Here is a 24,170-nt window from a genome sequence, read left to right on the forward strand (position 1 = left end):
CCCGCGACTCTAGGACGTCCCGTCGCGGTGAGCGGCGGCGGCGAGGCGGAGGGCCGCCAGGACGGCGGAGACCGCGCCGCGACGGCCGCTGCCCCGGCGCACCGCGACGACGATCGAACGGGTGCCCAGGGGTTTGACCTGGCGGGCCACCACGTCGGGGCGATCGTCCACGGCGAGGCCGGGCAGGACGCCGATGGACAGGCCGGCGGCCACGTGGCCGAGGAGGACGGGGTGGCTGGGAAAACGGCCCACGACGGCCGGTTCGAACCCCGCCTGGCGGCACAGGCGGGGAACGAGTTCGCCCAGGTAGGTCCCGGGGAGGTCCAGGGCCCAGCGCTCGCCGGCCAGGTCGGGGAAGGACAGGGTCCCGCGGGCGGTCAGCGGGTGGTCGTGCGGGAGGACCAGCAGCAGCGGGTCGGTCGCCAGCGGGACGGTGTGGATGCCGGTCAGCGGCGGGTCGTCGGGCGAGTCGACCGTGACGACGATGTCGCAGGTCCCGCTGCGCAGGGCCGGGACGCTCTCGTGCGGCTCGATCTCGAAGAGCTCCACCCGCAGGTCGGGATGCTCGCCGGCCAGGTGTCGCGCGGCGGTCACCAGGAACGGCAGGACGCCGCTGGCGAACGAGGCCACGCGGACGCGCCCGACCGGCCGGGTGCGCAGGTCTTCGAGTTCGGCCTCGATGGCGTCCATCTGGTCGAGGACGTCGCGGGCCCGCTCGGCGAGCATGGCGCCCGACGGGGTGAGGACCAGCCGCCGCCCGACGCGTTCGAGCAGCCGGGTGCGGGTCTCGGTCTCCAGCACCGAGAGCTGCTGGGACACGCTGGACGGGCTCATGGTCATCTCGGCCGCCACCGCCCGGACGGTGCCGAGCCGGTCGAGGGCTTCCAGCAGCTGGAGCCGCCAGGGGTTCAGGGGCACCCGTCGAACGCTAGCAACTGTTCGGAAAAGGTGAACAGCCAGGCCGAGATTATGCGCTCGACTCGAATGATCCGGCGTGGTTACGGTGCCCGCATGACGACCTTCGAAGCCGCGAGCACCGACACCGCCTTCTGGTCGGACGTCGACCGCCACGTCACCCGCTACGGGGGCGCCTTCACCCCCGAGGTGATCGCCAGCGCGTCGGGCGTCTACGTGCACACCGAGAGCGGGCGCAAGATCCTCGACTTCACTTCGGGGCAGATGAGCGCGATCCTCGGGCACTCGCACCCGGAGATCGTCGCGACCGTCCAGCGCCAGGTGGCCACGCTCGACCACCTGTTCAGCGGGATGCTGTCGCGTCCGGTCGTCGATCTGTGCCGCCGCCTGGCCGGGTCGCTGCCCGACCCCCTCGACAAGGCGCTGCTGCTCACCACCGGCGCCGAGTCGAACGAGGCGGCGCTGCGGATGGCCAAGCTCGTCACGGGCCGCCACGAGATCGTCTCGTTCGCCAGCTCCTGGCACGGCATGACCCACGCGGCCGCCAGCGCCACCTACAGCGCGGGACGCAAGGGGTACGGCCCGCCCGCGCCGGGGAACTTCGCCATCCCGACCCCGTATGCGTACCGTCCCGACTTCATCGACGCCGACGGCGCGTTCGACTGGCGGCGGCAGCTCGACCACGCCTTCGCCCTGATCGACGCGCAGTCGTGCGGGAGCCTGGCCGCGTGCCTGGTCGAGCCGATCCTCAGCTCGGCCGGGATCATCGAGCCGCCGCTGGGCTACCTGGCCGCGCTCAAGCGCAAGTGCGAGGAGCGCGGCATGCTCCTCATCCTGGACGAGGCGCAGACGGGCCTGTGCCGGACGGGCACCTGGTACGCGTTCGAGCGCGACGGCGTCGTCCCCGACATCCTGACCCTGTCCAAGACGCTCGGCGCCGGGCTCCCGCTGTCGGCCGTCATCACCTCGGCGGAGATCGAGCGCGAGGCGCACGAGCGCGGGTTCCTGTTCTTCACCACCCACGTCTCCGACCCGCTGGTGGCGGCCGTGGGGAACACGGTGCTCGACGTCCTCGAACGCGAGGAGATGGACGTGCGCGCGCAGGATCTCGGCGTCCGCCTGCGCACGGGGCTGCTGGCCATCCAGGCCCGCCATGCCGCCGTCGGCGACGTACGGGGCCGCGGCCTGCTCCAGGGCGTCGAGCTGGTGCTGGACCGCACCACCAAGGAGGTCTCGGACGAGATGGGCGCCGAGGTCACCGGCCGCTGCCTCGAACTCGGGCTGCACATGAACATCGTCCAGCTCCCCGGCAGCGGCGGCACGTTCCGCATCGCCCCCGCGCTCACCAGCACCGAGGCCGAGCTCGACCTCGGGCTGGAGATCCTCGACCAGGCCATCGGCGACGTGACGCCCCGGTTCGTGGGCGGCTGACCCGCGTTCAGCGCCGCAGGAGCCCGGCCACGGCCTCGGCGGCCCGGTCGAGCTCGGCGGCCGGGGCGATGCGGTCGGCCCAGGACCACCAGTACCAGAGCTCGCCGGTGGCGTCGCGCTCGCAGACCACCGAGCCGGGCTGGTCGGCGAAGACCTCCAGCCGCCGGGCGGCGCCGGACGCGAAGATCATGGTCGGCAGCCCGAGCCGTCCCAGCGCCTCGCCGAGGCCGTCGAGGGCGGCCAGATCGGTGTCGTCGGCGGTCAGCGTCCGCGCCATGATCGCGCTCCCCGTGGTCGTGTTCCGGTGTCGAACAGTGAGACGCCGCCCCGGCGGGAAGAGTTGGTCGCGCCACAATGTCCGCACCGCCTGGTTAGGTGATCGGCGGAACCAGGACCGATCGACGACGAGGTGGCCGATGACCGACGAAGAGCGCTTCTGGAGCATGGTGGAGGCGGCCTGGGCTCCCCTGGGCGAGGAGGTCACCCGGGCCCGGCACGAGCTGGCGACCCGCACCCCCGGTCCGGACGACGTGCGCTACGGCGAGCCGCCGTTCGCCCTCCTCACGGAGGCGATGGACGACTTCGTCCGCAACCTCGCGACGGCCGCCGCGAACCTGACCTCGGCCGAGCTGACCGATCTCGACCGGGTGATCGAGCGCAAGCTGCACGACATCGACCGCGCCGACGTCCAGGAGGTCACCGACGGCTCCGACGACGGATTCCTGTACGCCCGGGGCTTCATCGTCGCCCTGGGCCGCGAGTTCTACGACGCCGTCGTCCGCGACCCGCGCATGGCGATCCTCGACGCCGACTGCGAGGAGATCTGCTATCTCTTCGCGCACCTGCACCACAAGCGTTTCGGTGCCTTCCCCGAGACCGGCTCCGGCATCACGCGCGAGTCCTGCTCGAACCCCGCCGGCTGGCCCGCCGAGGTCTAGGCGGGCGTGATGTAGACGGGTGGCGCGGTCGGCGCGACGATCGGCGCTTATCCTTCCGGCATGGAGGCACTGGCACTGCGGCTGTCGCAGCTGGACTCGGAGGCGGAGGGCGCCCTCCGGGTCGTCATGTTCTACGACACGCTGATGCGCCGGAGAGTAGACCTCCCGGCGCTGGCCCGGGCCTCGGCGGGGTTCGCCGAGTGCGTGGCCGGGATCCGGCTGCTCGGCACCGGCCGCGTCATCAGGGTGGGGCCCGACGGACGCGCTGCGCCAGAGGCCGTGTCGCCCGCGTCGATCACGCTCCCGATCTCGCTGGACGAGGAGGAGATCGGCGCGGTCTGGCTGGAGCGCCCCGGCACGCCGGGCCCGTTCGACGAGCTGCTGCTCGACCGGCTCGCGATCGCCGTCGCCGGGGTCGTCGAACGCTACGGCCCGGCCGTGACGACCATGGCCGACCCCGCCCTGGTGGAGCTGGCGATCAGCGCCGACACCGACGACGCCGCCCGCGCCCGGGCGCTGCGGCTGCTGGGCTTTCCCGTCGACCTGCCGGTCCGGGTCGTCGCCGTCCGCTCGCGGCTGCCGCTCGACCGGGTCGGCGCCGTGATCTGCCCGTCCCGCCTGGTGAAGGCGGCGCCGCTGGCCGATGTGGGCGTCATCCTGGCCGCGTCGGTCGACACCGCCCGCTTTCCCGACGGAGTCCGGGCGGGCGTCGGCAGCGCCGCCGACCCGCACCTGTCGTGGCGGCAGGCCCGCACCGCGCTGCGCTTCTCCAGCCCGCGCGAGCCCGTCCTGCGCTTCGACGAGCTGGGCGCGCTGGCGCTGCTCGCCGACGTCCCCCGCGAGGCGCTGCTCGGTGACGCCGACGTCGCCGCGGTCACCCGGCTGGCCGAGGGGCCGGAGGAGCTGGAGACCCTCGACGCCTACTGCGCCACGGGCTCGCTGCGCCGGGCGGCCGAGTCGCTCCACCTGCACCACAGCAGCGTCGCCCGGCGCCTGGAGCAGATCGAGCGCTCCCTGGGGATCGCGGTCACCCAGCCCGCGGGGCTGGTGCGGGCCCGCATCGCGCTGGCCGCCTGGCGGCTGCTGGCCGACTGACGTCAGCCGCGGCCCATCAGCGCCAGCAGGCGGGCCTGGTCGTCGGCGTCGCCGGGCACCGCACGCTCGGCCTTCAGCATTCCCGCCTCGCGTCCCCGGGGCGCGAAGCGGCGCGCGGACTCCAGGGCGCCCCGGGCCAGATCGGGGTCGAAGACGACGGTCTGGCCGGTCGCCTCCGCCAGGTCCCAGGCGTGCACGAGAAGTTCGAGCGGGTACTGCTCCAGCCAGTCGCCGACCGTGATCTCCAGGCCGAAGGCGAGCTCGACGCGGCGGGCCAGGCCGTCCGGCCCGAGCGCGGCCGTCATCCGGGCGCGCACGGACCGCCAGGTCGCGACGGGGTCCTCCCCCGCCGTCTCGCGCCAGCCGGGATCGGCGTCCGGCAGGGGTGTGCCCGCGGCGCGCATCTCGATCAGCAGGAGACCGGCGATGACATGGCCCGCCACGTCGATGGCGGCCCAGTCGTCACAGGGCGAGGGCGCGAGCCACCGGTCGGCGGGAACGGCGAGCAGCACCGACTCGAAGGCGTCCAGCGAGCGGACGAAGCGGTCGGGGATCATTGGCGGCCCCTCACTCCCGGGAGATCCGGTCATCAGCCTAGGACCGGCTCGCCGGCAGGGCCACACCACCGGGTGAGCGCCGATTCGAGCGGTTCGGCGCCGTCCGGAGTCCAGGCGACATGGCCGTCGGGACGGATGAGCAGCGCGCCCGGCGGGGAATCCTCCTGGTCGCGATGGCTGGCCTCCACGAGGTCGACGCGGCTCCACCAGCGTTCGGCGACGGCGGCCAGGCCCGGCTCGCCGAGCCCCAGCAGGACGGGACGGGCCGCGCGCAGCAGCTCGAACACGCGCGTGGCGCCCCCGCCGACCCTGAGGGCGAGGTCGGGCACCCGGCGTCCCAGCAGCGGGTGGCCCTCCCCCATCGGGTAGGTGACGTCCAGGGCGGTGATCATGCCGACGAGATGGCGGTTGACCTCCGGGATCCGGATGAGCCCGGCGAGCACCTCGCGCAGCGCGCCGGTGTGCGCGCCGGGACGCAGGAGGGCGGTCTGCGAGCGGGTGTTCGTCAGCACGCGCTCGCCGACCGGGTGGCGCTCGTCGTGGTAGCTGTCGAGCAGGCCGCCGGACGCCTCGCCCCGGATCGCCTGGCCGAGCTTCCAGCCGAGGTTGACCGCGTCCTGGAGCCCGAGGGTCAGGCCCTGGCCACCGGCCGGGAAGTGGATGTGCGCCGCGTCCCCGGCCAGGAACACGCGTCCCGCGCGGTACCGGTCGGCCTGGCGGGCGGTGTCGCCGAAACGCGACAGCCAGCGGGGCGCGCGCATGCCGAAGTCGGTTCCGGCGACCCTCAGCAGCGCCTCGCGCAGGGCGTCCAGCGTGACCGGCGCGTTCCGGTCGGGCACGCGGTCGTACTCGCTGACCATCACGCGGTACCAGCTGGAGCCCTCCAGCTCGCCCATGGAGAAGTTCTCCAGGTCCAGGACGGAGTAGTCGCCCCGCTCGCGCCGCTCGGTGAAGATCATGCGGCCGGGCGGGTCGGTGAGCTCGACATCGCCGAGCAGCGCGGTCATGGTGGCGTCGGTGCCGGGGAAGCCGATCCCGGCGAGCTTGCGCACGGTGCTGCGCCCTCCGTCGCAGCCCACCAGGTAGCGCGCGCGGAGCGGCGCGCTCCCGGCCAGCCGGACCTCGACGCCGGTGTCGTCCTGGTCCAGGCCCGTCACCTCCGACGACCAGCGCACGCGGACGCCGAGCTCGGCGGCGCGCGCCTCCAGCACCCGTTCCAGCTCGACCTGCAAGATCCCCAGCAGGTAGGGATGGCGGGTCTCGGACCCGCTCATGTCGAGCCACAGCGCCGAGAAGTGCGCCGCCCGCACCATGCGGCCCCGGGCCGCGACGCGATCGAGAATGCCGCGCTGGTCGAAGACCTCCAGCGTCCTGGCGTGCAGCCCGCCCGCGCGGGACTCCTCGCCGCGCCGGGCGAGCCGGTCCAGCACGACCACCCGGGCGCCCGCCAGCCGGAGCTCGCAGGCCAGCATCAGCCCGGTCGGGCCCGCACCGACGATCACCACATCGCTCATCCGACCTCCCTCTCTAACGTCATTAGAGAAAACTCGAACGATGTTAGAGTGTCAAGCGAGCATGGAGGGGCCGGTTGAAGATCAACGCTGAGGTGGTCGCGCACGCCGCGCTGCGGCTGCTGGACGGCACCGGCCTGGACGGCCTCACCATGCGCCTGGTCGCCGACGAGCTCGGCGTCCGCGCGCCCACGCTGTACTGGCACGTCAAGAACAAACGCGAGCTCCTGGACGCCATGGCCGCGATCATCTTCGTTGAGGCCATGGAAACGCTGGAGGCCCCGCGCCCCGGCACGCCCTGGCAGGAATGGCTCGCGGGCTCGGCCCGCCGCCTGCGCCGCACGATGCTCGGCCACCGCGACGGCGCCCGCGTCCTGGCCGGGACCTACGTGATGAACCCGACGCTGGTCAGAACGCTGGAGCTGACCCTGCGCACGCTCCAGGACGCCGGGTTCCCGCCCCGCGAGGCCGCCCACGCCTACGCGGTGCTGTACCACTACACGGTCGGGTACACCATCGAGGAGCAGGCGCGCTCAGGCGCCGAATACGGGGAGGACGACCCCTACCGTCCCGAACGGATCGCGCAGGAGATCGACGCCGAGCGGTACCCGCTGGCCGCCCAGGTCCTCTCCGGCATGTTCACGCCCGACGCCGACACGGGCTTCGAGCACGGCCTGTCGGTGATCCTGGCCGGGATGCGGCCTCAGGAGTCCCGGTCGGGCGTGACCGACGCGGCCAGCTCGTAGGCGGGCGAGCGGTCCAGCGAGTCGCAGCCACGGACGCGGCACCGCCCGGCCCACCAGCCCACGTCCCTGATGTAGGCGGTCCGCGTGTGGACGGGCTCCCGTCTGCCCGAAACCAGCCACAGCGCCGTGGCCTTCAGCGCCTTCTCCGGCATGCCCGCCGCGCGAAGCACTCTGGCCAGCTCGTGCGGCGTGCGCGCCGGGGGGACGCCGCGCACCACGTCACGCCGGACGGGACGGCGAGGGCCGTCTCCACACCGAGCGATGCCTCCGCCCCCGCCGTGCGTGCCCGCCCAACACGCGCCTTCGAAGACCTCGCGGAACGTGGCCGGAACGTTCTATTGACGCGCACGAGCCGCGTGCGTGACCTTGAACCAATGGTCAGCACGCGACGTCCACCCGAAACACGCCGCCCGCGCCCGGCGCGGTTCCCGGTGTCGTGCCAGGTGGCGGTCCTGGGCGGCGGGCTGGCCGGGATGGCGACGGCGGCCCGGCTCCAGGCGGCCGGGGTCTCGACCGTGGTGATCGAGGCGCACGGCCACGTGGGCGGGTGCGCGGGCTACTACCGCAAGCGGGGCTTCTCGTTCGACGTCGGCGCCACCACGATGGTCGACTTCGAGCCCGGCGGGGTCGGCGCCGAGCTGCTCGACAGCGTCGGGATGGAGCCGGTCCCCGGAGAGCGGCTGCCCGGCTACGTGGCCTGGCTGCCCGACCGCGAGCTCGTCCTGCACCGCGACACCCGGGCCTGGCACCGCGAGCGGCTGCGCGCGCTGGGCGACACCGCGCGGCACCGGGCGTTCTGGGCGGAGCTCGACCGGCTCGCGCACGTGTTCTGGGACGCCAGCCGCGCCGGGGTGCGGCTGCCGATGCGGCGGCCGTCCGACCTGGTCCACAACCTCGGCGCGATCGGCCCGCGCAACCTCCCGCTGACCCGCCACATGAACACCACCCTGGGCCAAGCCCTGTCCCGGCACGGGCTGCGCGGCGAGGCTCCGCTGGTGGGCCTGCTGTCGATGCTGGTCGAGGACACCGTGCACAGCACGGTCGACCGGGCCCCGCTCATCAACGCGGCGCTCGGCGTCACCATCCGGGGCGCCGGGCTCACCCGGGCCACGGGCGGCATGCGCGGCTTCTGGCGGCGTTTCACCGAGCACTACCGGACGCTGGGCGGCCAACTGCGTGTGGGCTGTGCGGCGCAGTCGGTGCACGGCCGCGCGGGTGCGTTCGAGGTTCTCACCTCGCGGGGCGTGGTGCACACCGAGCAGGTGGTGAGCGCGCTGCCCGCCGCGACGACCGCGCGGGTCGTCCCGGCCCTGGCGGCGCCGCTGCGCCCCTATCTCCAGCGGGACGAGGGCGATCTGGGCGGCGCGATCGTGGTCTTCCTCGGCGTGCCCGACGACGAGGTCTCCGGACAGGAGTTCACCCATCACCAGCTGCTCCAGGACTACGCGCGCCCGCTCGGCGACGGCAACAACATGTTCGTCTCGGTCTCGGCGCCCGGCGACACCGACAGCGCGCCCCCGGGCCACCGCGCCGTGATGATCTCCACGCACACCGAGCTGGCCGACTGGGAAGGGCTGACGGCCGGGGACTACGAGCGGCGCAGGCGCGAGACGGGTGAACGGCTCGTCGGCCTGGCCCGCCGCGTCCATCCGAACCTCGGGGAACGGGCCCGGGTCTGGGACGTCGGCACGCCCCGCACCTACGAGCGCTACGCGTTCCGTCCGCGCGGGGCCGTCGGCGGAGCACGGCAGACGCCGTCCAACGCCAACCAGAACGCGATCCCGCACTCCCTCGGCGTGCCCGGTCTCTGGCTGACGGGCGACTCGACCTGGCCCGGGCTCGGCACCGTGTCCTGCGCGCTCGGCAGCCGGATCGTGGCGGCCCGGGCGCTCAAGGCCGCCCGGCGGACGGCCCGATGAGCGCCTCCCCGGTGCCGCGCCTGGCCGATCTGGGCCCCGATCTCCTGGTCACCACGCGCCGCCGCCGCGTCGTCGCGCTGTCGCTGCCGTACGCCGGGGTCGCGCTGTTCGTCCTGGCCGTGTGGGCGGGCTGGTGGGCGGTCACGCCGCTGATCGCGTTCGGGATCTTCGTCGCGGTGGTGACGGCCACCCACGACGTCGTCCACCGCTCGCTGGGCCTCGGCCGCGCGAGCACCGAATGGGCGCTGTTCCTGCTCGGCGCGGTGCTGCTGGAGAGCGGCCACGCCTACCGGGCCACCCATCTCCAGCATCACCGGACGTTCCCGAGCCCGGACGATCCGGAGGGCCGTCCGGCCGACCAGAGCCTGCTCGGCGCGATCCTCTACGGCCCCTTCTTCCTGATCCGCCTGTGGTGGTGGGCGTACGGCAGGGCCGGGGGGAGGCAGCGGCTCTGGCTGCTGGCCGAGGCGTCGGTGCCGTTCCTGGCCGTCGCCGCCGGGGCGCTGTTCTGGCGCGGCCTGCTCGTCTACGCGATCATGATGGTCGTGGGCAGCTGGGTCTACCCGCTGCTCACCGTCCACCTGCCGCACCGCCACTACGGCGACGAGCCGCTGACGCAGACCCACACCCTGCGCGGACGCGTCATTCCCGCGCTGTTCCTGGAGCTGACCTACCACCTGGAGCACCACCTGTATCCCCAGGTCCCGAGCCACAACCTCGCCCGGCTGGCCGACCGCCTGGACCCGTTCCTGGCCCAGGCCGGTGTGGTCCCCCGCAAGGTGCCCTAGGGCAGGCGGACCCGGCGGGCGGCGAACCACAGCGCGCCCGCCGCCAGAGCCAGATCGAAGGCGAGGCCGTAGGGCCACACGGGGCCTCCACCTGAATCACCGTCGCGCACCCGGGTCTGGCGGAGTTGCTTGCCGATGGTGGTCAGCGGGTCGGCCCTCTCGACGGACGTCACGGTCCCGTCGATCACGGCCGTCCCGTCCGGGCGCGGTGCCGCGTCGGCCATCACCAGCACGGGCTGGGGCGCCTGCAACCACCACACCAGGTCGGCGCGCCGCTCGGAGGCGGCCGCGTCGACGAGCACCGCGGCGACCTGGAACGCGGCGGGAGGCCCGGCCAGCAGGACGAACAGGCTCAGGTACGCCGCCAGGGCCGAGACGGCGGCACGCCCCAGCACCGCCGACCACATCACCGAGATCGCGCTCACCACGCCGACCAGCACGGCCGCGACCGTGATCACCACGACGGCCCGGCCGATCCCCACGGCGCCCTCGAGCACCGGGAGCGCCAGGCAGGGGAAGGCGAGCGCCAGCAGGATCGTCCCGGCCGCCCAGACGGCGGCGAACCTCCCCAGCGCGAGGTCGGCGGCCGTCGCCCGCGCGGGCGTGCCGCGCTCCAGGCTCGTGGCCTGCGCCGCCAGCGCGGGAACCATCGCCAGGGTCAGCACCAGCACCGCGACCAGCACGGCCCCGAACGTCGAGACGCCGCCCGTCGTCGACCCCAGGACCGCCAGGCCGAGCCGGTACAGGACGCCGAGCCCGTTCACGACGACGAACCAGACCGCCATCACCGCGAGCCAGGGACCGGTCAGCAACCGGCCGCGCAGCTCGTGCCGCGCCACCATCCCGATCCCCCGCACGCGCCCCCCTCTCCCGGCCATGTTCTTGGACGCTCGCGCCCGGTGCCCGGTTGCTCCTCCCGGGCGGCGGGTGCGAGCGAGCGTCCGGAAGTTGCCCATATGATCCGTGGGGGCCGGTCGGCGGGAAGTCATCGAGGGGTTCGGATGCCGGATGTAACGCCGTTGCGCGATGGCGACCCGGAGGTGCTGGGGCGTTATCGCATCGAGGGCAGGCTGGGCGAGGGCGGCCAGGGCGTGGTGTTCCTCGGCCGCGGCCCGGACGAGACCCCCGTCGCGGTCAAGGTCCTGCGGTCCGACCTGGCCGCCAACGCCGCCGTCAGGGCGCGTTTCGCCCGCGAGGTGACGGCCGCCCAGCGGGTGGCCGCGCAGTTCTGCGTCGCCCAGGTCATCGAGGCCGACCTGGCCGCCGATCCGCCCTACGTGGTCACCGAGTTCGTCGACGGTCCGACCCTCGGCCAGTCGGTGCGCGACGGCGGCCCGAGGTCGGGCGCCGGGCTGCACCGCCTGGCGGTCACGACGGCGACCGCGCTGGCCGCGATCCACCAGGCGGGGGTCGCGCACCGCGACTTCAAACCCGCCAACGTGCTGCTCGGCTCGGACGGCCCCCGCGTCATCGACTTCGGCATCGCCCGCAGCCTGGACGTCGCCGCCACCCAGACCGGCGGCATCGTCGGCACGCCGAGCTACATGGCCCCCGAGCAGTTCAGCGGCGGGGCGGGCACCCCGGCCGACGTGTTCGCCTGGGGCTGCGTCATGGTGTTCGCGGCCAACGGGCGGCCGCCGTTCGGCGGCGGCGAGATCCCCGTGCTGATCAACCAGATCCTGCACCAGGAACCCGACCTGGGCGTGCTCGTGCCGCCGCTGCGCGACATCGTCCAGGCCGGCCTGCGCAAGGACCCGGCGGCCCGGCCGACCATGCAGCAGATCCTGATGCGGCTTCTGGGCAAGCCCTCGGAGTTCCCCGCGGCGCCGCCGCCCCTGCCTCCCGGCTTCCCGTCCGTGCCGACGGCGGGGCCGCCGCCCGCGCACCTGGCCGCGACGATGGAGCCGGCGTCCCGCAGACGCCCGTGGCCCTGGCTCGCGGGTGCCGGAGGCGTGATCGCGGTCATCGCGATCGTGCTGCTGGCGCAGCTGTGGCCGTTCTCGGACGAGTCCAAGAAGAAACAACCGGAGCCGACCCCGTCCCTCAACGCCGCGCCCGTGGGCGGGCCGACGCGGACCCCGCGCCTGGGGCTGGAGTTCTGGCAGGGCACGGCCGCGGCCCCGCTGACGTTCAAATCGGACGGCGGGAAGGACATCGTCACCGTCACGCTGAAGTCGGCGCCCTTCCAGCTGCGCTACCCCAAGCAGGCCGGCGAGCAGGCGCTGAAGATCTGCGCGTGGACCGACGCCTCCGTCTTCACCGAACGCACCGGGCAGGTCGCCAAGAACGACTCCTGCTTCGGCGAGTACCGGGGGCTGGCCGACTACGAGTTCGGCAGCGGCACCCTCATGCTCGACAACCAGGGCTTCAACTATCTGATGGGCAAGCGGGTGCAGACGCTGTCGGCCGACACCAACAAGGTCGACTACGCCCAGACGCTCCACCAGAAGGTGAGCGCCCCGCTCCAGCAGCGGCGCGGCGAGCTGTTCCTGGCGTTCTACATGCCGCAGGCCAAGGACGGGAAGTTCCACATCACGGGCCCGGCCGAACTCGAATACGTCGTCTTGCGCTTCTCCGGCTGAGCACGCGGGGTCTCAGCCCTGGGCAGGCGGGGAGAGCAGCGCGCGCAGCAGCCCCGGGAACGCCGCTTCGATCTCGTCGCGGCGCAGCGTGTTCATGCGCGAGGTGCCCACGTAGTACTGGCGGATCAGCCCGGCCTCGCGCAGCACATGGAAGTGGTGCGTGGCGGTCGACTTGCTGACCGGCAGGTCGAACGTGCCGCATTTCATGTCGCGGCCGGAGGCGTACAGCTCGCCGACGATGCCGCGCCGCACCGGGTCGACCAGCGCCTCCAGCACCTGCTGGAGACCGATCGTCTCGATGTCCGGATGAGGCGGGACGCGCTCGCGCCCGCTTCGCTGTGCCACCGCCATCGGCTCCCGACCTCCCGCACGCATCGTAAGGCATCCCCTTAAGTACGATAAACATCGAAGTTTGACAGGCGTCGAACCTTGGGCTTGGGTGGAGCCCGACCGAGAGGACGGTGCGCGATGGCCATGACGGTGCGATTCCATGAGTACGGCGGCCCGGAGGTACTGCGGCTGGAGGACGTGGCGGTGGGCGACCCCGGGCCCGGCGAACTGCTGATCCGGGTGGACGCCATCGGCCTCAACCGCGCCGAGCTGTCCTTCCGCTCCGGGCACTACATCGAACCGGTCCGGCGGTTCCCCGCCCGCCTGGGCGCCGAGGCCGCCGGAGTCGTCGAGGCGACCGGAGCGGACGTGACCGGCTTCGCGCCCGGCGACCCGGTCAGCGTGGTGCCCGCGTTCTCGATGAACGACCACGGCGTCTACGCCGAGCGCGCGATCGTCCCGGCGGCGGCCGTCGTGCCGCGACCCGAGGGCCTCGACGCCGTCGGCGGCGCCGCCGTCTGGATGCCCTACCTCACGGCCTACGGGGCCCTGGTCGAGGTCGGCGGGATGCGCGCGGGCGACACGGTCGTGCTGACGGCCGCGTCCAGCGGCGTGGGCCTGGCCGCGATCCAGACCGCGCACCGCGTCGGCGCGGTCCCCATCGCCACCACCCGCACCCGCGCCAAGGCCGGTCGGCTCCGCGAGGCCGGGGCGGCCGAGGTGATCGTCACCGACGAGGAGGACGTCACCGAACGGGTGCTCGACCTGACCTCCGGACGCGGTGCCGAATTCGTCTTCGACGCGGTCGCCGGGCCCGGCGTCCTGCCCCTGGCCCGCGCGCTCGCCCCCGGCGGCACCTTGTTCGTCTACGGCGGGCTCAGCGGGCGGGAGACCCCCTTCCCCCCGATGGAGGTCATGAGCGCACGTGCCATGCGCGCGTACGTCCTGTTCGAGACCACCACCGACCCCCGGCGCCTGCTCCGCGCCCGGGCGTTCCTGTCGTCCGGCCTCCGGAGCGGCGCCTTCACCCCCACCATCGACCGCACGTTCCCCCTGGACGAGATCGCCGACGCGCACCGCTACCTGGAGTCGGGCGCCCAGATGGGCAAGGTCGTGGTCACCGTCGAGCACTGATTCGCCGCTGTGCCTACTAGTATGTACAACTCGACGTCCCCGAAGGAGGACCGCTGACATGCCGTTCGTCCGTATTGACGCGCTGAAGGCCGACCCCGACCGCCTCAACGGTCTGGGCAGGGCCGTGCACGAGGCCATGGTCGACGCGCTCGGCATCCCGTCCGACGATCTGTTCCAGGTCCTGACCAGCCACGACGGCGCCCCCAGCACGCTGCGTTACGACGACTACCTCGGCATCCACCGCGACGAGGGCATCGTGTACGTCGCCATCACGATGCGCTCCGGCCGCACCCCGGCGCAGAAGCGGAACCTCTACGGCCGCATCGCCGAGCTGGCCCAGAAGTACACGGGCACCGAACCCCGCAACCTCTTCGTCACCCTGACCGAGAACGAGCCGATCGACTGGTCGATCGGCAACGGCGAGGCCCAGTACGCGACCTGAGAGGGCTGTCGGCGGGTTCCACTAGCCTGCCCTGCATGTCTGAAACGCTCACCCTGGCCAACGTCCTCGACGACGCGGCCATCCTCTCCCTCGAACACCAGCTGCACCTGCAGGAGGTCGTCGGAGAGCACAACTGGAACGTCAACCTGCAAGAGCAGCGGTTCGACTTCACCGGCGGCCGCGCCCTGACCTGCAGCCGCGTCCACCTGCTCGGCAGCGCGGCACCCGGCCCCGAATCGTGGCTGTGGGCCTGGGCCAACCCGGCCGGATACCCCGAGGAGCTGACCGCCCTGTCCGGCCGCGTTCGCGACTTCGGGCAGCGGTACGGCATCCGCGAGCTGGCGTCGGCGGAGGTCCCGTTCAACGCGCTGCCCGGCGGCACGGACGACCCCAGGTTCGAGCCCGCCCGCGTCGCCGCGATGCTCCTGGACGCCGCCAAGGTCGTCTCCGGGTCGTGGACGTCCTACCACGCCGAGGTCGGCCAGGGGACCCGCGCCGCGTTCCTCATCGAGCATCCCGAATTCCGGCTTCCCGCGCCCGCCTTCCCGCGCGTCATGCGCGTGCTGCAGCAGTCGGTCGCCGAACTGCCGCTGACCGACCACCGGCGCGCGGTGTACGCCTACGCTCAGCGGCGGCAGCTCGCCGCGACGTTCACCCCCGACCACGCCAGGCTCACCCTCACCGGGCCCGACTTCACGGTCAACGTCGACTTCGACCAGTACAACCGGGTCGCCGGGTTCACCGCCAACTCCGGCGTCGAAGCCCGCTAGCCTCCCCCGTCAGCGCCCGCCATCCCGAGGCGGGCGCCCTCCGGTGCCCCGTCCGCGCACCAGCGGGAGGAACACCTCGTCCACGATCTCGGTCAGCACCGCGTCCGGCACCTCGGGCGTTCCGCGCAGCGCGTACTCGCCGCGCAGAAGCGCCATCGGCAGCGAGGCCACGCGGGGATGCACGGCCTCCGGCGGCGCCTCGCCGCGCGCGACCGCCCGTCCGAGCAGGGTCAGCCAGGCCGCGTCCATGACACCGGCCCCGGCCTGCTCGCGCAGCAGATCGAGCAGGTGGGGCTCGGCCGCGGCGGCCGCGAGCAGGTCCCGCAGGACGGCGCCCCCGGGTGACGACCAGGTCGCGTTCGCCCGTCTGAGCAGCTCCAGCGCGTCGTCCCGCAGCGACCCGGCGTCCGGTGCGCCCGTCCGCACCTCGGCCAGCCGCCGATACGCCGCGACGCCCAGTGCCGCACGGTTGGGCCAGCGCCGGTAGAGCGCGTTCTTGTTGGTCGCGGCACGCCGGGCGACCTTCTCCATGGTCATCCCCGCGTAGCCCGACGCGCTCAGCTCCTCGGCCGCGGCCTGAAGGATCGCCTCCTCCAGCGCGGCCCCCCGCCGTCGCCGGTAGAGCCGAAGAACTGCGCCGCTCGGGGGCCGAGGTGGTCGTCCTCGCCGGCTCCGAGATCAGCCTGTTCAACCACGGCTTCCTGCCCGGCCTGAACCTGGAGGAGCGGCTCGGCCTGCTCGCGAATCCCGAGCGCCTGCGCGCCGTGCTTCCCGGGCTCCATGAGCGCGTCAACGACTTCCTGGGTCGGGCCGTCGCGGCCGTGCGCGCCCGTTTCGGCGGACGGGTCAGCTACGCGTCGCTGCCCTTCGAAGGCGTGGACTGGACGCCGTTCGACCTCGTCGCCACCGACGCCGGGTACCGCGACGCCGCCACCGCGTCCGGATTCCGCGAGAGCCTGCGGGCGCAGGTCGCGCGGGGCAAGCCGTTCGCCGTCACCGAGTTCGGCTGCGCCACCTACCGGGGTGCCGCCGACCGAGGAGGGCGCGGGGACTCGATCCTGGAGTGGGACGAGCGCGCCCGCCCCGTACGGCTGACCGCGCGGGTCGTGCGGGACGAACAAGAACAGGCCGCCTACCTGCGCGAACTCCTCGACATCTTTGACGAGGAAGGCGTCGACACCGCCTTCGTCAACACCTTCGCGTCCCGCGACCGTCCCGCCTCCGACGCCCCCGAGCGGGACTTCGACACCGCGAGTTTCGGCATCGTCAAGATCCTCGAATCCGGCGGTTCGGAGCCGAAGGCCGCCTTCCACACCCTGGCCGAGTACGGGCGGACAAGGGCGGCATCCTCTAAGGCGGGTCAGGGTGAGGTCTCCGCGCCGCGTGCGCGGGTGCGGTTGAGGTAGCAGACGAGGGTGTCCCTGGCCTCGTTGAGGCAGCCGATCTGGGAGTCGAGCCGGGCGAGCTCGCGGTCGAGGGCGGCCAGCAGGTCGGGATGCGGGTCGAGGAGCGGGGCGCTGCCGTGGGCGCGGGGCAGGACGTCCCGGATGATCCGAGTGGGCAGCCCCGCCAGGAGCAGGGCGCGGATCTGCGCCACCCGCAACGGCGCGTCCTCGCCGTAGAAGCGGTAGCCGTTGCCGGCCCGCTCGGCGACGAGCAGGCCCTGCTCCTCGTAGTAGCGCAGGAGCCGCGGGCTCACGCCCGTGCACCGGGCCAGCTCGCCGATGAGCATGTGTTCCGCCTCACAATCCTTGACCTTCACATCCATGTGAATCCCTAGCGTGCCGGTCATGACGACATCCCTTGACCACACCGTACGAGGCTCCGGACCCGGACTCCTGCTGGCGCACGGCGCGAGCAGCGACGTCCCCGACAGCTTCGGCCCGATCCTGGACGGCCTCGCCCGGCACAACACCGTCGTGGCGCCGAACTATCCCGGCTCGGGCCGCACCCCCCGCTCCGAGGCGCCGCTCACCCTGGACGGCCTGGCCGACCGCCTGGTGGCCACCGCCGTGGACGCGGGCCTGGAGCGCTTCGCCCTCCTGGGCTTCTCGACCGGCTCGCCCGTGGCGGTCCGGGCCGCGACCCGGCACCCGGAGCGCGTCACGGCCCTGGTGCTCTCGGCCGGCTTCGCCTACCCGAACGCCCGCCTGCGCCTCATCGTCGACCTCTGGCGGACCCTGGACGACACGGCCGACCAGAGCACCCTGGCGGCGTACCTGACCCTGATGGTCTTCGGCACCCCCTGGTTGGACGCTTGCACACCGGGACAGCTCGACACGCTCCGGCGCGAGGCCGCCGCCGCGCTGCCGCCCGGCGCCGACGACCAGCTGGCGCTCCTGCTGAGCGTCGACGTCCGTCCCGACCTCCCCAAGATCCACGTGCCGACCCTCGTCGTAGCGGCGACGGGCGACCACATCGCCTCCCCCGCGCACGCCCGAGAGCTCACCGAGAACATCCCGGGAGCCCGGAGGGTCGATCTGGACTGCGGCCACGCGATCGGCTTCGAGCAGCCCGACGCCTGGCTGTCGGCGATCACCGGCTTCCTCGACGAGACGGCCCGCTAGGAGCCGGCAGTGGGGCGGTGGAAGGAGGCGCGGTAGTCGCGGGGGCGCTGGCCGGTGTGCTTGGCGAAAAGGGCCGCGAACGTTCCGGGGTCTTTGTAGCCGACGGCGGTGGAGACGGCCGCGACGGTCTGCTCGGTGGTCTCCAGGAGGTACCGGGCCCGGCGGACACGGGACGACTGGAGGTAGTCGAGCGGGCTCTGCCCGGTCTCGTCGGCGAAGCGCCGCAGGAGGGTGCGCGTGCTGACGTTGAAGGACTCCGCCAGGGCGGCCAGGTCGTAGCGGGCGGCGAGGTTCTGGTCCAGCAGGCGCATCACCCTGCGGGAGAACTCGTTTCCCGGCTGGGGAAGGAGCCGGACGTCGACGTAAGGGGTCTGGGACGAGCGCGCGTCGTCCACCAGGGCCACCCGGGCGGTCGTACGGGCCACCCTGGTGCCGCTGTGGCGGCGGATCAGGTCGAGCGCGAAGTCGTACATGGCGCTGAAGGCGGCCGTGGTCGTCACTCCCCTGTCGGTGACGACCAGGAGTTCGGGGCGGACGTCGGTCTCGGGGCAGCGCCGGCCCAGTTCGTCGGCCAGGAGCCAGGCCGTGGTGGCCCGGCGCCGCTCCAGGAGACCGGCCTCGGCCAGCAGGAACGCGCCGACGCAGATCGAGACGACGGCGTTGCCCGTGGCGGCGTGGGCGCGGATCGCGGCGATCTCCGGCGCGAGGGACGCCAGCCGCGCCGCCACGTCGAGCCCCGCCGCCAGCTCGAACCCCGGGACGATCAGGACGTCGACCTCCCGCACCGGAGCCACGGCCAGCGGCATGTTCCCCGCGGCGGTGACGTGGCGGCGCGGTGAGATGACCGCGACCTCGTATCCGGCGCGGCCCGGCCCGGACACGTGGGTGGCCATCGTCAGGAGGTCGGGGACGCCGTACACCTCGGACGCGAAGCAACCCGGATAGGCCAGGACGCCGACCCGCAGAGCGCTCATGCCTGGCGAGATTACCCCCATACTTGGCGATCTGGCCTCTCACCGTGGCGGGCGCGCCCCTCCAGGCTGTCGGCATGAGCTATGACGACACGATCGCAGACTTCTCCCGCAGGCTCGTGGACGTGGACGGGGTGACCAAGACCGTCTACGTCGCGGGCCCCGGGCCCGCGGTGGTACTGATGCCGGAGATGCCAGGCATCAGCCCCGATGTCCTGCGGCTGGCCCGCTGGGTGCGGGACGCGGGCTTCACCGTCTTCGTCCCCTCGCTTTTCGGGGTGGACGGCGCCTATCCCACCGCCGAGGAGGGCGAGCAGATCGTCCGTCGCGCGTGCGTCAGCGCCGAGTTCCGCGCCTTCGCCGGGGGCGGCACCAGCCCCGTGACGGCGTGGCTTCGCGGGCTCGCGCGCCAGGCCCACGCCGAGTGCGGCGGGCCGGGGGTCGGGGCGGTCGGGCTCTGCTTCACCGGCAATTTCGCCCTCACCATGGCTCTGGAGCCGTCGGTCATCGCGCCGGTGGTCAACCATCCGTCGCTGCCGCTGGACGAACCGGCCGGACTGGAGATCGGCGACGACGACGCCCGCGCCGTCCAGGAGCGGGTGGCGCGCGACGGGCTGACGGTGCTGGCCTACCGCTTCGACAACGACCGCTGGTGCACCGGCCGGCGCTTCGCCGCCTACCAGAAGCTTCTCGGCGACGCCTTCGACGGCCGCGTCCTGCCCGGCGACGCCGCCAACACCGCCCCGCCCCCGTTCTTCCGCGACGTGGTCGGCACGCCGCACAGCGTCGTCACCGCCCATCTCGTCGACCGGGCCGGGCACCCCACGCTCGAGGCCAGGGACGAGATCCTGGCCTTCCTGACCGGCCGCTTGCGGCCGTCCGAGGCCGGTCGTCCCTGAGGGAGCGGGCGCGGCGCGGCACGAGCGGGAGGTCGGTCAGGAATCAAGAAGCGCGCGCTCCGCGGCCGAAGCTAGTCTGACCTGCATGGACAGCACCAATACCGCGGGAGCGGACATGGCCGGTTCGGCCACCCAGGGGATCAGGACCGTGCTGCACCCCGTCTCCGACCTGGAGGCGGCCAAGAAGGTGTACGGCGCGCTGCTCGGCGTGGCGCCGCAGACCGACGAGCCCTACTATGTCGGCTTCGAGGCCGAGGGGCAGCAGATCGGGCTGGTGCCGGGAGGCAAGGAGCAGGGGATGGCCTCGCCGGTGGCCTACTGGCATGTCACCGACATCGCGGCGAAGCTGGCCGAGGTGACCGCCGCGGGCGCCACCATGCGGGAGGACGCGCACGACGTCGGCGGGGGCCGGCTGGTCGCCACCGTGATCGACCCCGACGGCAACGTCCTCGGGCTCCTTCAGGACCGTTGAGCGCCCGAGCCCGAATGACTTTGGAGACACGATGAGCAAGGCCACGGGGACGACCGCGCCGCACGACGCCGACAGCCACGACCTGATCCGCGTGCACGGGGCCCGCGAGAACAACCTCAAGGACGTCAGCATCGAGATCCCGAAGCGCCGGTTGACGGTGTTCACCGGCGTCTCCGGCTCGGGCAAGAGCTCGCTGGTGTTCAGCACGATCGCCGCCGAGTCGCAGCGGATGATCAACGAGACCTACAGCGCGTTCGTGCAGGGCTTCATGCCGACGCTGGCGCGGCCCGAGGTCGACGTCCTGGAAGGGCTGACCACCGCGATCATCGTCGACCAGGAGCGGATGGGCGCCGACCCCCGCTCCACGGTCGGCACGGCCACCGACGCCAACGCGATGCTGCGCATCCTGTTCAGCCGTCTCGGGCAGCCCCACATCGGCTCGCCCAACGCGTTCTCCTTCAACGTCCCCTCGGTCCGGGCCAGCGGCGCGATCACGGTCGAGCGCGGCAACAAGACGACCGTGAAGGCGACCTACACCCGCACCGGCGGGATGTGCACCAACTGCGAGGGCCGGGGCAAGGTCTCCGACATCGACCTCACGCAGCTCTACGACGACACCAAGTCGCTGTCCGAGGGCGCGTTCACCATTCCCGGCTGGAAGTCCGACAGCTTCTTCACGGTGCGGGTCTACGCCGAGTCGGGCCTGATCGACCCGGACAAGCCGATCAACGAGTTCACCGAGAAGGAGCTCAACGACTTCCTCTACAAGGAGCCGACCAAGGTCAAGGTCGAGGGGGTCAACCTCACCTACGAGGGGCTGATCCCCAAGATCCAGAAGTCGTTCCTGTCGAAGGACCGCGAGGCGATGCAGCCGCACATCCGGGCCTTCGTGGACCGGGCGGTCACCTTCACCCCCTGCCCCGAGTGCGAGGGCACCCGGCTGAGCAAGGAGGCCAGGTCGTCCAAGATCGCCGGGATCAGCATCGCCGACGCCTGCGCGATGCAGATCAGCGACCTGGCCGACTGGGTCCGCGGCCTGGACGAGCCGTCGGTGGCCCCGCTGCTGGCCACGCTGGGGCACACCCTCGACTCGTTCGTGGAGATCGGTCTCGGCTACCTCTCGCTCGACCGGCCCTCGGGCACGCTGTCGGGCGGCGAGGCGCAGCGCACCAAGATGATCCGCCATCTCGGTTCCTCGCTCACCGATGTCACCTACGTCTTCGACGAGCCCACCATCGGCCTGCACCCCCATGACATCCAGCGGATGAACAACCTGCTGCTGCGGCTGCGCGACAAGGGCAACACGGTCCTGGTCGTGGAGCACAAGCCGGAGACGATCGCGATCGCCGACCATGTCGTCGACCTCGGCCCCGGCGCCGGGACGGCGGGCGGCACCGTCTGCTTCGAGGGCACCGTCGAGGGCCTGCGCGGGGGCGGCACCCTCACCGGACGCCATTTCGACGACCGGGCGTCGCTGAAGGAGAAGGTCCGCACGCCCACCGGCACCCTGGAGATCCGCGGCGCGACGGCCAACAACCTGCGCGACGTCGACGTCGACCTCCCGCTCGGCGTGCTCACCGTCATCACCGGCGTCGCCGGGTCCGGCAAGAGCTCGCTCGTGCACGGGTCGATCCCGTCCGGCGCGGACGTCGTCTCGATCGACCAGGGCGCGATCCGCGGCTCGCGGCGCAGCAACCCGGCGACCTACACCGGGCTCCTTGAGCCGATCCGCAAGGCGTTCGCGAAGGCCAACGGGGTCAAGCCCGCGCTGTTCAGCGCCAACTCCGAGGGCGCCTGCCCCAACTGCAAGGGCGCGGGCGTCATCTACACCGACCTGGCGATGATGGCCGGGGTCGCCAACACCTGCGAGGAGTGCGACGGCAAGCGGTTCGAGGCGTCGGTGCTCGAACACCACTTCGGCGGCCGCGACATCAGCGAGGTGCTGGCGATGTCGGTGGCCGAGGCCGAGGAGTTCTTCCGCGAGGGCGAGGCCCGCATCCCGGCGGCGCACGCCATCCTCGCCCGGCTCGACGACGTCGGGCTCGGCTACGTCAGCCTCGGCCAGCCGCTCACCACGCTGTCCGGCGGCGAGCGGCAGCGGCTCAAGCTGGCCACCCGCATGGCCGAGAAGGGCGGCGTCTACGTCCTGGACGAGCCGACCACCGGCCTGCACCTCGCCGATGTCGAGCAACTGCTCGCCCTGCTCGACCGGCTGGTCGACTCCGGCAAGTCGGTCATCGTCATCGAGCACCACCAGGCGGTCATGGCGCACGCCGACTGGATCGTCGACCTCGGCCCCGGCGCCGGGCACGACGGCGGCCAGATCGTCTTCGAGGGCACCCCCGCCGACCTGGTCGCCGCGCGGTCCACCCTCACCGGCGAGCACCTGGCGTCCTACGTCCGCGCCTGACGCCACCCGGGCCGGGGCCCGGCCGTGAACGGTCACGGCGGGTGCCCCGGCCGGGGCGGTCAGCCTTGGGCGAGTTCGGCGAACATGCCGGGCTCGTAGGAGCCGCCCTTGTTGCGGACGATCACGCCGAGGCGGTTGGCCGCGTTGACGGTGGCGATCAGGTAGACCAGGGCCGCGATCTGGTCGTCGTCATAGTGCTTGCGCACCAGGTCCCAGGTGTCGTCGGACACGCCGTGGTGGGCGTCGGCGAGCCGGGTGCCCTCCTCGGTGAGCGCCAGCGCGGCCCGCTCGGCCTCGGTGAACACCGTGGTCTCGCGCCAGGCGGCGACCAGATGGAGCCGGACGGGCGTCTCTCCCCCGGCGGCGGCCTCCTTGGTGTGGAAGTCGACGCAGAAGCCGCAGCCGTTGATCTGGCTGGCGCGCAGCATCACCAGTTCCTGGGTGGTCTTGGACAGCGTCGACTGCTGGACCACCAGGCCGACGGCGGCGAACCGCTTGGCGAGCTTGGCGCCGAGCTCGTTGGTCATCAGGTTGAACCGGGGTTCCATGATTCGTCCTCATTCGTGAAGCTTGTGTGTGGGCCGCTCGCGCGGCGTGCTGACGACATGGAGATGCCGGCCGCCCGGCCCTTGTGACAGGAGCGGCCGTGTGACGAGTGCCACCGGGCGCGAGTGTCACAAAACGGCCGGAGCCGCCGTCTTGTGCACGGAGAGCCGTCCAGAACGCACAGGTAGGAGCGGGTATGAGCATGGGAACGGACACGGCCGGTCGGACGGACCCCGCCACCGAGGCGTTCGTCACCTACCGCAACCTGCTGTTCACCGTCGCCTACGAGATGCTCGGTTCGGCCGCCGACGCCGAGGACGTCCTGCAGGAGACCTGGCTGCGCTGGGTCGGCGTCGATCTGACCACGGTGCGCGACCAGCGCGCGTACCTGGTGCGGATCACCACCCGCCAGTCGCTGAGCAGGCTGCGCGCGCTCGGGCGGCGCAAAGAGTCCTATGTCGGCCCCTGGCTGCCCGAGCCGCTGCTGACCACGCCCGACGTCGCCGAGGACGTCGAGCTGGCCGACAGCGTCTCGATGGCGATGCTGCTGGTGCTGGAGACGCTCGCCCCCACCGAACGGGCGGTGTTCGTGCTGCGCGAGGTGTTCGACCTGGCCTACGACGAGATCGCCGAGGCCGTCGACAAGAGCCCCGCCGCGGTCCGCCAGATCGCCCACCGGGCCCGGGCCCACGTCGCCGCCCGCCGTCCGCGCGGAGCCGTCTCCCCGGCCGAGACCCGGGGCGCGCTCCGGGCCTTCCAGCGGGCGGTCGAAACGGGCGATCTGCAGAGCCTGCTCGACGTCCTCGCGCCGGACGTCGTCCTCCTCGGCGACGGCGGCGGCGTCGTGCAGGCCACGCCGGTGCCCATCGTGGGCGCGGGCAAGGTGGCGCGCCTGCTGGCGATCGGCCTGCCCAGGCTCGCCGGCCGGATCTCCGTCGAGCCCGCGCAGATCAACGGCTGCCCGGCGCTGATCCTGCGCCTGGACGGCGAGATCGACGGCGTCGTCGCGGCGCGGATCGACGACGACCTGATCACCGGGCTCTACGTCGTCCGCAACCCCGAGAAGCTGTCGCGGGTGGAGCACGCGACCGCCGTGAGCCGCTGACCCCGTGCGGGACGGAGAGCAGCCTCCGTCCCGCACGGCGCG

Annotated in this window: 27 protein-coding genes; 16 read left to right on the forward strand and 11 right to left on the reverse strand. The window is 72.7% G+C overall.

Annotated elements, in window-relative coordinates; genetic code table 11:
- Positions 1-9: 9 nt before the first annotated feature.
- Positions 10-918, reverse strand: a complete 909-nt coding sequence (locus ACQPY4_RS20875; RefSeq protein ID WP_433323044.1) for a LysR substrate-binding domain-containing protein — start codon at positions 916-918, stop codon at positions 10-12.
- Between the two features lie 93 nt (positions 919-1,011).
- On the opposite strand from ACQPY4_RS20875, the gene ACQPY4_RS20880 reads away from it, so the two are divergent.
- The gene (locus ACQPY4_RS20880; protein ID WP_433323046.1) at positions 1,012-2,346 is read left to right on the forward strand and encodes an aspartate aminotransferase family protein; all 1,335 of its coding nucleotides are present in this window, start codon (positions 1,012-1,014) and stop codon (positions 2,344-2,346) included.
- Between the two features lie 7 nt (positions 2,347-2,353).
- Here ACQPY4_RS20880 and ACQPY4_RS20885 read toward each other — a convergent pair whose 3' ends face one another.
- Complete coding sequence (locus ACQPY4_RS20885) at positions 2,354-2,623, reverse strand: hypothetical protein (protein ID WP_433323048.1); 270 nt, start codon at positions 2,621-2,623, stop codon at positions 2,354-2,356.
- A 139-nt stretch (positions 2,624-2,762) separates the two neighbouring features.
- On the opposite strand from ACQPY4_RS20885, the gene ACQPY4_RS20890 reads away from it, so the two are divergent.
- Together ACQPY4_RS20890 and ACQPY4_RS20895 are read left to right on the forward strand one after the other, a co-directional pair.
- Positions 2,763-3,284: a DUF4240 domain-containing protein gene (locus ACQPY4_RS20890; RefSeq protein WP_433323050.1), complete on the forward strand. Its 522-nt coding sequence runs from the start codon at positions 2,763-2,765 to the stop codon at positions 3,282-3,284.
- Positions 3,285-3,344: 60 nt separating this feature from the next.
- Entirely contained in the window at positions 3,345-4,379 is a 1,035-nt protein-coding gene (locus ACQPY4_RS20895; protein ID WP_433323052.1) for a PucR family transcriptional regulator, read from the forward strand.
- Positions 4,380-4,381: 2 nt separating this feature from the next.
- Here ACQPY4_RS20895 and ACQPY4_RS20900 read toward each other — a convergent pair whose 3' ends face one another.
- On the reverse strand, positions 4,382-4,936 hold the full coding sequence (locus ACQPY4_RS20900; protein WP_433323053.1) for a TIGR03086 family metal-binding protein: 555 nt from the start codon (positions 4,934-4,936) through the stop codon (positions 4,382-4,384).
- A gap of 32 nt (positions 4,937-4,968) precedes the next feature.
- Positions 4,969-6,450 carry an FAD-dependent monooxygenase gene (locus tag ACQPY4_RS20905; RefSeq protein ID WP_433323055.1) on the reverse strand — a complete coding sequence of 494 codons (1,482 nt, stop codon included), beginning with the start codon at positions 6,448-6,450 and terminating at the stop codon, positions 4,969-4,971.
- Between the two features lie 74 nt (positions 6,451-6,524).
- Here ACQPY4_RS20905 and ACQPY4_RS20910 point away from each other — a divergent pair, with 74 nt between their 5' ends.
- Positions 6,525-7,193, forward strand: a complete 669-nt coding sequence (locus ACQPY4_RS20910; protein WP_433323057.1) for a TetR/AcrR family transcriptional regulator C-terminal domain-containing protein — start codon at positions 6,525-6,527, stop codon at positions 7,191-7,193.
- Here the strand turns inward: ACQPY4_RS20910 and ACQPY4_RS20915 are convergent.
- The gene (locus ACQPY4_RS20915; protein ID WP_433323059.1) at positions 7,151-7,408 is read right to left on the reverse strand and encodes a hypothetical protein; all 258 of its coding nucleotides are present in this window, start codon (positions 7,406-7,408) and stop codon (positions 7,151-7,153) included. The genes ACQPY4_RS20910 and ACQPY4_RS20915 overlap by 43 nt on opposite strands.
- A 159-nt stretch (positions 7,409-7,567) precedes the next feature.
- Between ACQPY4_RS20915 and ACQPY4_RS20920 the strand changes: the two genes are divergently transcribed.
- Both ACQPY4_RS20920 and ACQPY4_RS20925 read left to right on the forward strand, forming a co-directional pair.
- Positions 7,568-9,112, forward strand: a complete 1,545-nt coding sequence (locus ACQPY4_RS20920; protein WP_433323061.1) for a phytoene desaturase family protein — start codon at positions 7,568-7,570, stop codon at positions 9,110-9,112.
- Positions 9,109-9,900 carry a fatty acid desaturase family protein gene (locus ACQPY4_RS20925; RefSeq protein WP_433323063.1) on the forward strand — a complete coding sequence of 264 codons (792 nt, stop codon included), beginning with the start codon at positions 9,109-9,111 and terminating at the stop codon, positions 9,898-9,900. The genes ACQPY4_RS20920 and ACQPY4_RS20925 overlap by 4 nt, the downstream gene beginning before the upstream one ends.
- On the opposite strand, the gene ACQPY4_RS20930 is transcribed toward ACQPY4_RS20925, so the two are convergent.
- A complete protein-coding gene (locus ACQPY4_RS20930) occupies positions 9,897-10,757 on the reverse strand; it encodes a hypothetical protein (RefSeq protein WP_433323065.1) in 861 nt (286 codons plus the stop codon). The genes ACQPY4_RS20925 and ACQPY4_RS20930 overlap by 4 nt on opposite strands.
- 144 nt (positions 10,758-10,901) lie before the next feature.
- Here ACQPY4_RS20930 and ACQPY4_RS20935 point away from each other — a divergent pair, with 144 nt between their 5' ends.
- Positions 10,902-12,482 (forward strand): serine/threonine-protein kinase, encoded by a 1,581-nt coding sequence (locus ACQPY4_RS20935; RefSeq protein ID WP_433323067.1) that lies wholly within the window; start codon positions 10,902-10,904, stop codon positions 12,480-12,482.
- Between the two features lie 12 nt (positions 12,483-12,494).
- Here the strand turns inward: ACQPY4_RS20935 and ACQPY4_RS20940 are convergent, their stop codons facing one another.
- Complete coding sequence (locus tag ACQPY4_RS20940; protein WP_433323069.1) at positions 12,495-12,833, reverse strand: ArsR/SmtB family transcription factor; 339 nt, start codon at positions 12,831-12,833, stop codon at positions 12,495-12,497.
- 123 nt (positions 12,834-12,956) lie between these two features.
- Between ACQPY4_RS20940 and ACQPY4_RS20945 the strand changes: the two genes are divergently transcribed.
- Genes ACQPY4_RS20945 through ACQPY4_RS20955 form a run of 3 tightly spaced genes read left to right on the forward strand, consistent with a single transcriptional unit; the run spans position 12,957 to position 15,158 of the window.
- Positions 12,957-13,946: a zinc-dependent alcohol dehydrogenase family protein gene (locus ACQPY4_RS20945; protein WP_433323071.1), complete on the forward strand. Its 990-nt coding sequence runs from the start codon at positions 12,957-12,959 to the stop codon at positions 13,944-13,946.
- A gap of 58 nt (positions 13,947-14,004) precedes the next feature.
- Entirely contained in the window at positions 14,005-14,388 is a 384-nt protein-coding gene (locus ACQPY4_RS20950) for a tautomerase family protein (protein WP_433323073.1), read from the forward strand.
- A gap of 35 nt (positions 14,389-14,423) precedes the next feature.
- Positions 14,424-15,158, forward strand: coding sequence for a DUF6882 domain-containing protein (locus tag ACQPY4_RS20955; protein WP_433323075.1), 735 nt, complete (start codon positions 14,424-14,426; stop codon positions 15,156-15,158).
- Between the two features lie 9 nt (positions 15,159-15,167).
- On the opposite strand, the gene ACQPY4_RS20960 is transcribed toward ACQPY4_RS20955, so the two are convergent.
- Complete coding sequence (locus ACQPY4_RS20960; RefSeq protein WP_433323077.1) at positions 15,168-15,689, reverse strand: TetR-like C-terminal domain-containing protein; 522 nt, start codon at positions 15,687-15,689, stop codon at positions 15,168-15,170.
- Positions 15,690-15,811: 122 nt separating this feature from the next.
- Here ACQPY4_RS20960 and ACQPY4_RS20965 point away from each other — a divergent pair, with 122 nt between their 5' ends.
- Positions 15,812-16,564 (forward strand): hypothetical protein, encoded by a 753-nt coding sequence (locus ACQPY4_RS20965; protein ID WP_433323079.1) that lies wholly within the window; start codon positions 15,812-15,814, stop codon positions 16,562-16,564.
- Here ACQPY4_RS20965 and ACQPY4_RS20970 read toward each other — a convergent pair.
- On the reverse strand, positions 16,519-16,950 hold the full coding sequence (locus ACQPY4_RS20970) for a MerR family transcriptional regulator (RefSeq protein ID WP_433323081.1): 432 nt from the start codon (positions 16,948-16,950) through the stop codon (positions 16,519-16,521). The two genes, ACQPY4_RS20965 and ACQPY4_RS20970, sit on opposite strands and share 46 nt — an antisense overlap.
- Here ACQPY4_RS20970 and ACQPY4_RS20975 point away from each other — a divergent pair.
- A complete protein-coding gene (locus ACQPY4_RS20975; protein WP_433323083.1) occupies positions 16,949-17,725 on the forward strand; it encodes an alpha/beta fold hydrolase in 777 nt (258 codons plus the stop codon). The two genes, ACQPY4_RS20970 and ACQPY4_RS20975, sit on opposite strands and share 2 nt — an antisense overlap.
- Here the strand turns inward: ACQPY4_RS20975 and ACQPY4_RS20980 are convergent.
- Positions 17,722-18,699: a GlxA family transcriptional regulator gene (locus ACQPY4_RS20980; RefSeq protein WP_433323085.1), complete on the reverse strand. Its 978-nt coding sequence runs from the start codon at positions 18,697-18,699 to the stop codon at positions 17,722-17,724. The genes ACQPY4_RS20975 and ACQPY4_RS20980 overlap by 4 nt on opposite strands.
- A gap of 74 nt (positions 18,700-18,773) precedes the next feature.
- On the opposite strand from ACQPY4_RS20980, the gene ACQPY4_RS20985 reads away from it, so the two are divergent.
- The 3 genes from ACQPY4_RS20985 (at position 18,774) to ACQPY4_RS20995 (ending at position 22,477) form a co-directional block, all read left to right on the forward strand.
- Complete coding sequence (locus ACQPY4_RS20985; RefSeq protein ID WP_433323087.1) at positions 18,774-19,595, forward strand: dienelactone hydrolase family protein; 822 nt, start codon at positions 18,774-18,776, stop codon at positions 19,593-19,595.
- 85 nt (positions 19,596-19,680) lie between these two features.
- Positions 19,681-20,067 (forward strand): VOC family protein, encoded by a 387-nt coding sequence (locus tag ACQPY4_RS20990; RefSeq protein ID WP_433323089.1) that lies wholly within the window; start codon positions 19,681-19,683, stop codon positions 20,065-20,067.
- 31 nt (positions 20,068-20,098) lie between these two features.
- Positions 20,099-22,477, forward strand: a complete 2,379-nt coding sequence (locus ACQPY4_RS20995; protein WP_433323091.1) for an ATP-binding cassette domain-containing protein — start codon at positions 20,099-20,101, stop codon at positions 22,475-22,477.
- A gap of 59 nt (positions 22,478-22,536) precedes the next feature.
- Here the strand turns inward: ACQPY4_RS20995 and ACQPY4_RS21000 are convergent, their stop codons facing one another.
- Positions 22,537-23,025, reverse strand: a complete 489-nt coding sequence (locus ACQPY4_RS21000; RefSeq protein WP_433323093.1) for a carboxymuconolactone decarboxylase family protein — start codon at positions 23,023-23,025, stop codon at positions 22,537-22,539.
- A 194-nt stretch (positions 23,026-23,219) separates the two neighbouring features.
- On the opposite strand from ACQPY4_RS21000, the gene ACQPY4_RS21005 reads away from it, so the two are divergent.
- Positions 23,220-24,128 (forward strand): RNA polymerase sigma-70 factor, encoded by a 909-nt coding sequence (locus ACQPY4_RS21005; protein WP_433323095.1) that lies wholly within the window; start codon positions 23,220-23,222, stop codon positions 24,126-24,128.
- Positions 24,129-24,170: the final 42 nt, after the last annotated feature.

It is taken from the genome of Spirillospora sp. CA-294931, from assembly GCF_050946795.1.
Classification (GTDB): Bacteria; Actinomycetota; Actinomycetes; order Streptosporangiales; family Streptosporangiaceae; genus Spirillospora.

What these genes read in the sequence shown, in the direction of transcription:
- ACQPY4_RS21005 (WP_433323095.1), top strand. Translation starts at nt 23,220, where the DNA reads ATGAGCATGGGAACGGACACGGCCGGTCGGACGGACCCCGCCACCGAG.
- ACQPY4_RS20940 (WP_433323069.1), bottom strand. Translation starts at nt 12,833, where the DNA reads ATGGCGGTGGCACAGCGAAGCGGGCGCGAGCGCGTCCCGCCTCATCCG.
- ACQPY4_RS20895 (WP_433323052.1), top strand. Translation starts at nt 3,345, where the DNA reads ATGGAGGCACTGGCACTGCGGCTGTCGCAGCTGGACTCGGAGGCGGAG.
- ACQPY4_RS20960 (WP_433323077.1), bottom strand. Translation starts at nt 15,689, where the DNA reads ATGGAGAAGGTCGCCCGGCGTGCCGCGACCAACAAGAACGCGCTCTAC.
- ACQPY4_RS21000 (WP_433323093.1), bottom strand. Translation starts at nt 23,025, where the DNA reads ATGGAACCCCGGTTCAACCTGATGACCAACGAGCTCGGCGCCAAGCTC.
- ACQPY4_RS20990 (WP_433323089.1), top strand. Translation starts at nt 19,681, where the DNA reads ATGGACAGCACCAATACCGCGGGAGCGGACATGGCCGGTTCGGCCACC.
- ACQPY4_RS20935 (WP_433323067.1), top strand. Translation starts at nt 10,902, where the DNA reads ATGCCGGATGTAACGCCGTTGCGCGATGGCGACCCGGAGGTGCTGGGG.
- ACQPY4_RS20985 (WP_433323087.1), top strand. Translation starts at nt 18,774, where the DNA reads ATGAGCTATGACGACACGATCGCAGACTTCTCCCGCAGGCTCGTGGAC.
- ACQPY4_RS20890 (WP_433323050.1), top strand. Translation starts at nt 2,763, where the DNA reads ATGACCGACGAAGAGCGCTTCTGGAGCATGGTGGAGGCGGCCTGGGCT.
- ACQPY4_RS20950 (WP_433323073.1), top strand. Translation starts at nt 14,005, where the DNA reads ATGCCGTTCGTCCGTATTGACGCGCTGAAGGCCGACCCCGACCGCCTC.
- ACQPY4_RS20885 (WP_433323048.1), bottom strand. Translation starts at nt 2,623, where the DNA reads ATGGCGCGGACGCTGACCGCCGACGACACCGATCTGGCCGCCCTCGAC.
- ACQPY4_RS20925 (WP_433323063.1), top strand. Translation starts at nt 9,109, where the DNA reads ATGAGCGCCTCCCCGGTGCCGCGCCTGGCCGATCTGGGCCCCGATCTC.
- ACQPY4_RS20900 (WP_433323053.1), bottom strand. Translation starts at nt 4,936, where the DNA reads ATGATCCCCGACCGCTTCGTCCGCTCGCTGGACGCCTTCGAGTCGGTG.
- ACQPY4_RS20970 (WP_433323081.1), bottom strand. Translation starts at nt 16,950, where the DNA reads ATGACCGGCACGCTAGGGATTCACATGGATGTGAAGGTCAAGGATTGT.
- ACQPY4_RS20880 (WP_433323046.1), top strand. Translation starts at nt 1,012, where the DNA reads ATGACGACCTTCGAAGCCGCGAGCACCGACACCGCCTTCTGGTCGGAC.
- ACQPY4_RS20920 (WP_433323061.1), top strand. Translation starts at nt 7,568, where the DNA reads ATGGTCAGCACGCGACGTCCACCCGAAACACGCCGCCCGCGCCCGGCG.
- ACQPY4_RS20905 (WP_433323055.1), bottom strand. Translation starts at nt 6,450, where the DNA reads ATGAGCGATGTGGTGATCGTCGGTGCGGGCCCGACCGGGCTGATGCTG.
- ACQPY4_RS20975 (WP_433323083.1), top strand. Translation starts at nt 16,949, where the DNA reads ATGACGACATCCCTTGACCACACCGTACGAGGCTCCGGACCCGGACTC.
- ACQPY4_RS20995 (WP_433323091.1), top strand. Translation starts at nt 20,099, where the DNA reads ATGAGCAAGGCCACGGGGACGACCGCGCCGCACGACGCCGACAGCCAC.
- ACQPY4_RS20945 (WP_433323071.1), top strand. Translation starts at nt 12,957, where the DNA reads ATGACGGTGCGATTCCATGAGTACGGCGGCCCGGAGGTACTGCGGCTG.
- ACQPY4_RS20955 (WP_433323075.1), top strand. Translation starts at nt 14,424, where the DNA reads ATGTCTGAAACGCTCACCCTGGCCAACGTCCTCGACGACGCGGCCATC.
- ACQPY4_RS20980 (WP_433323085.1), bottom strand. Translation starts at nt 18,699, where the DNA reads ATGAGCGCTCTGCGGGTCGGCGTCCTGGCCTATCCGGGTTGCTTCGCG.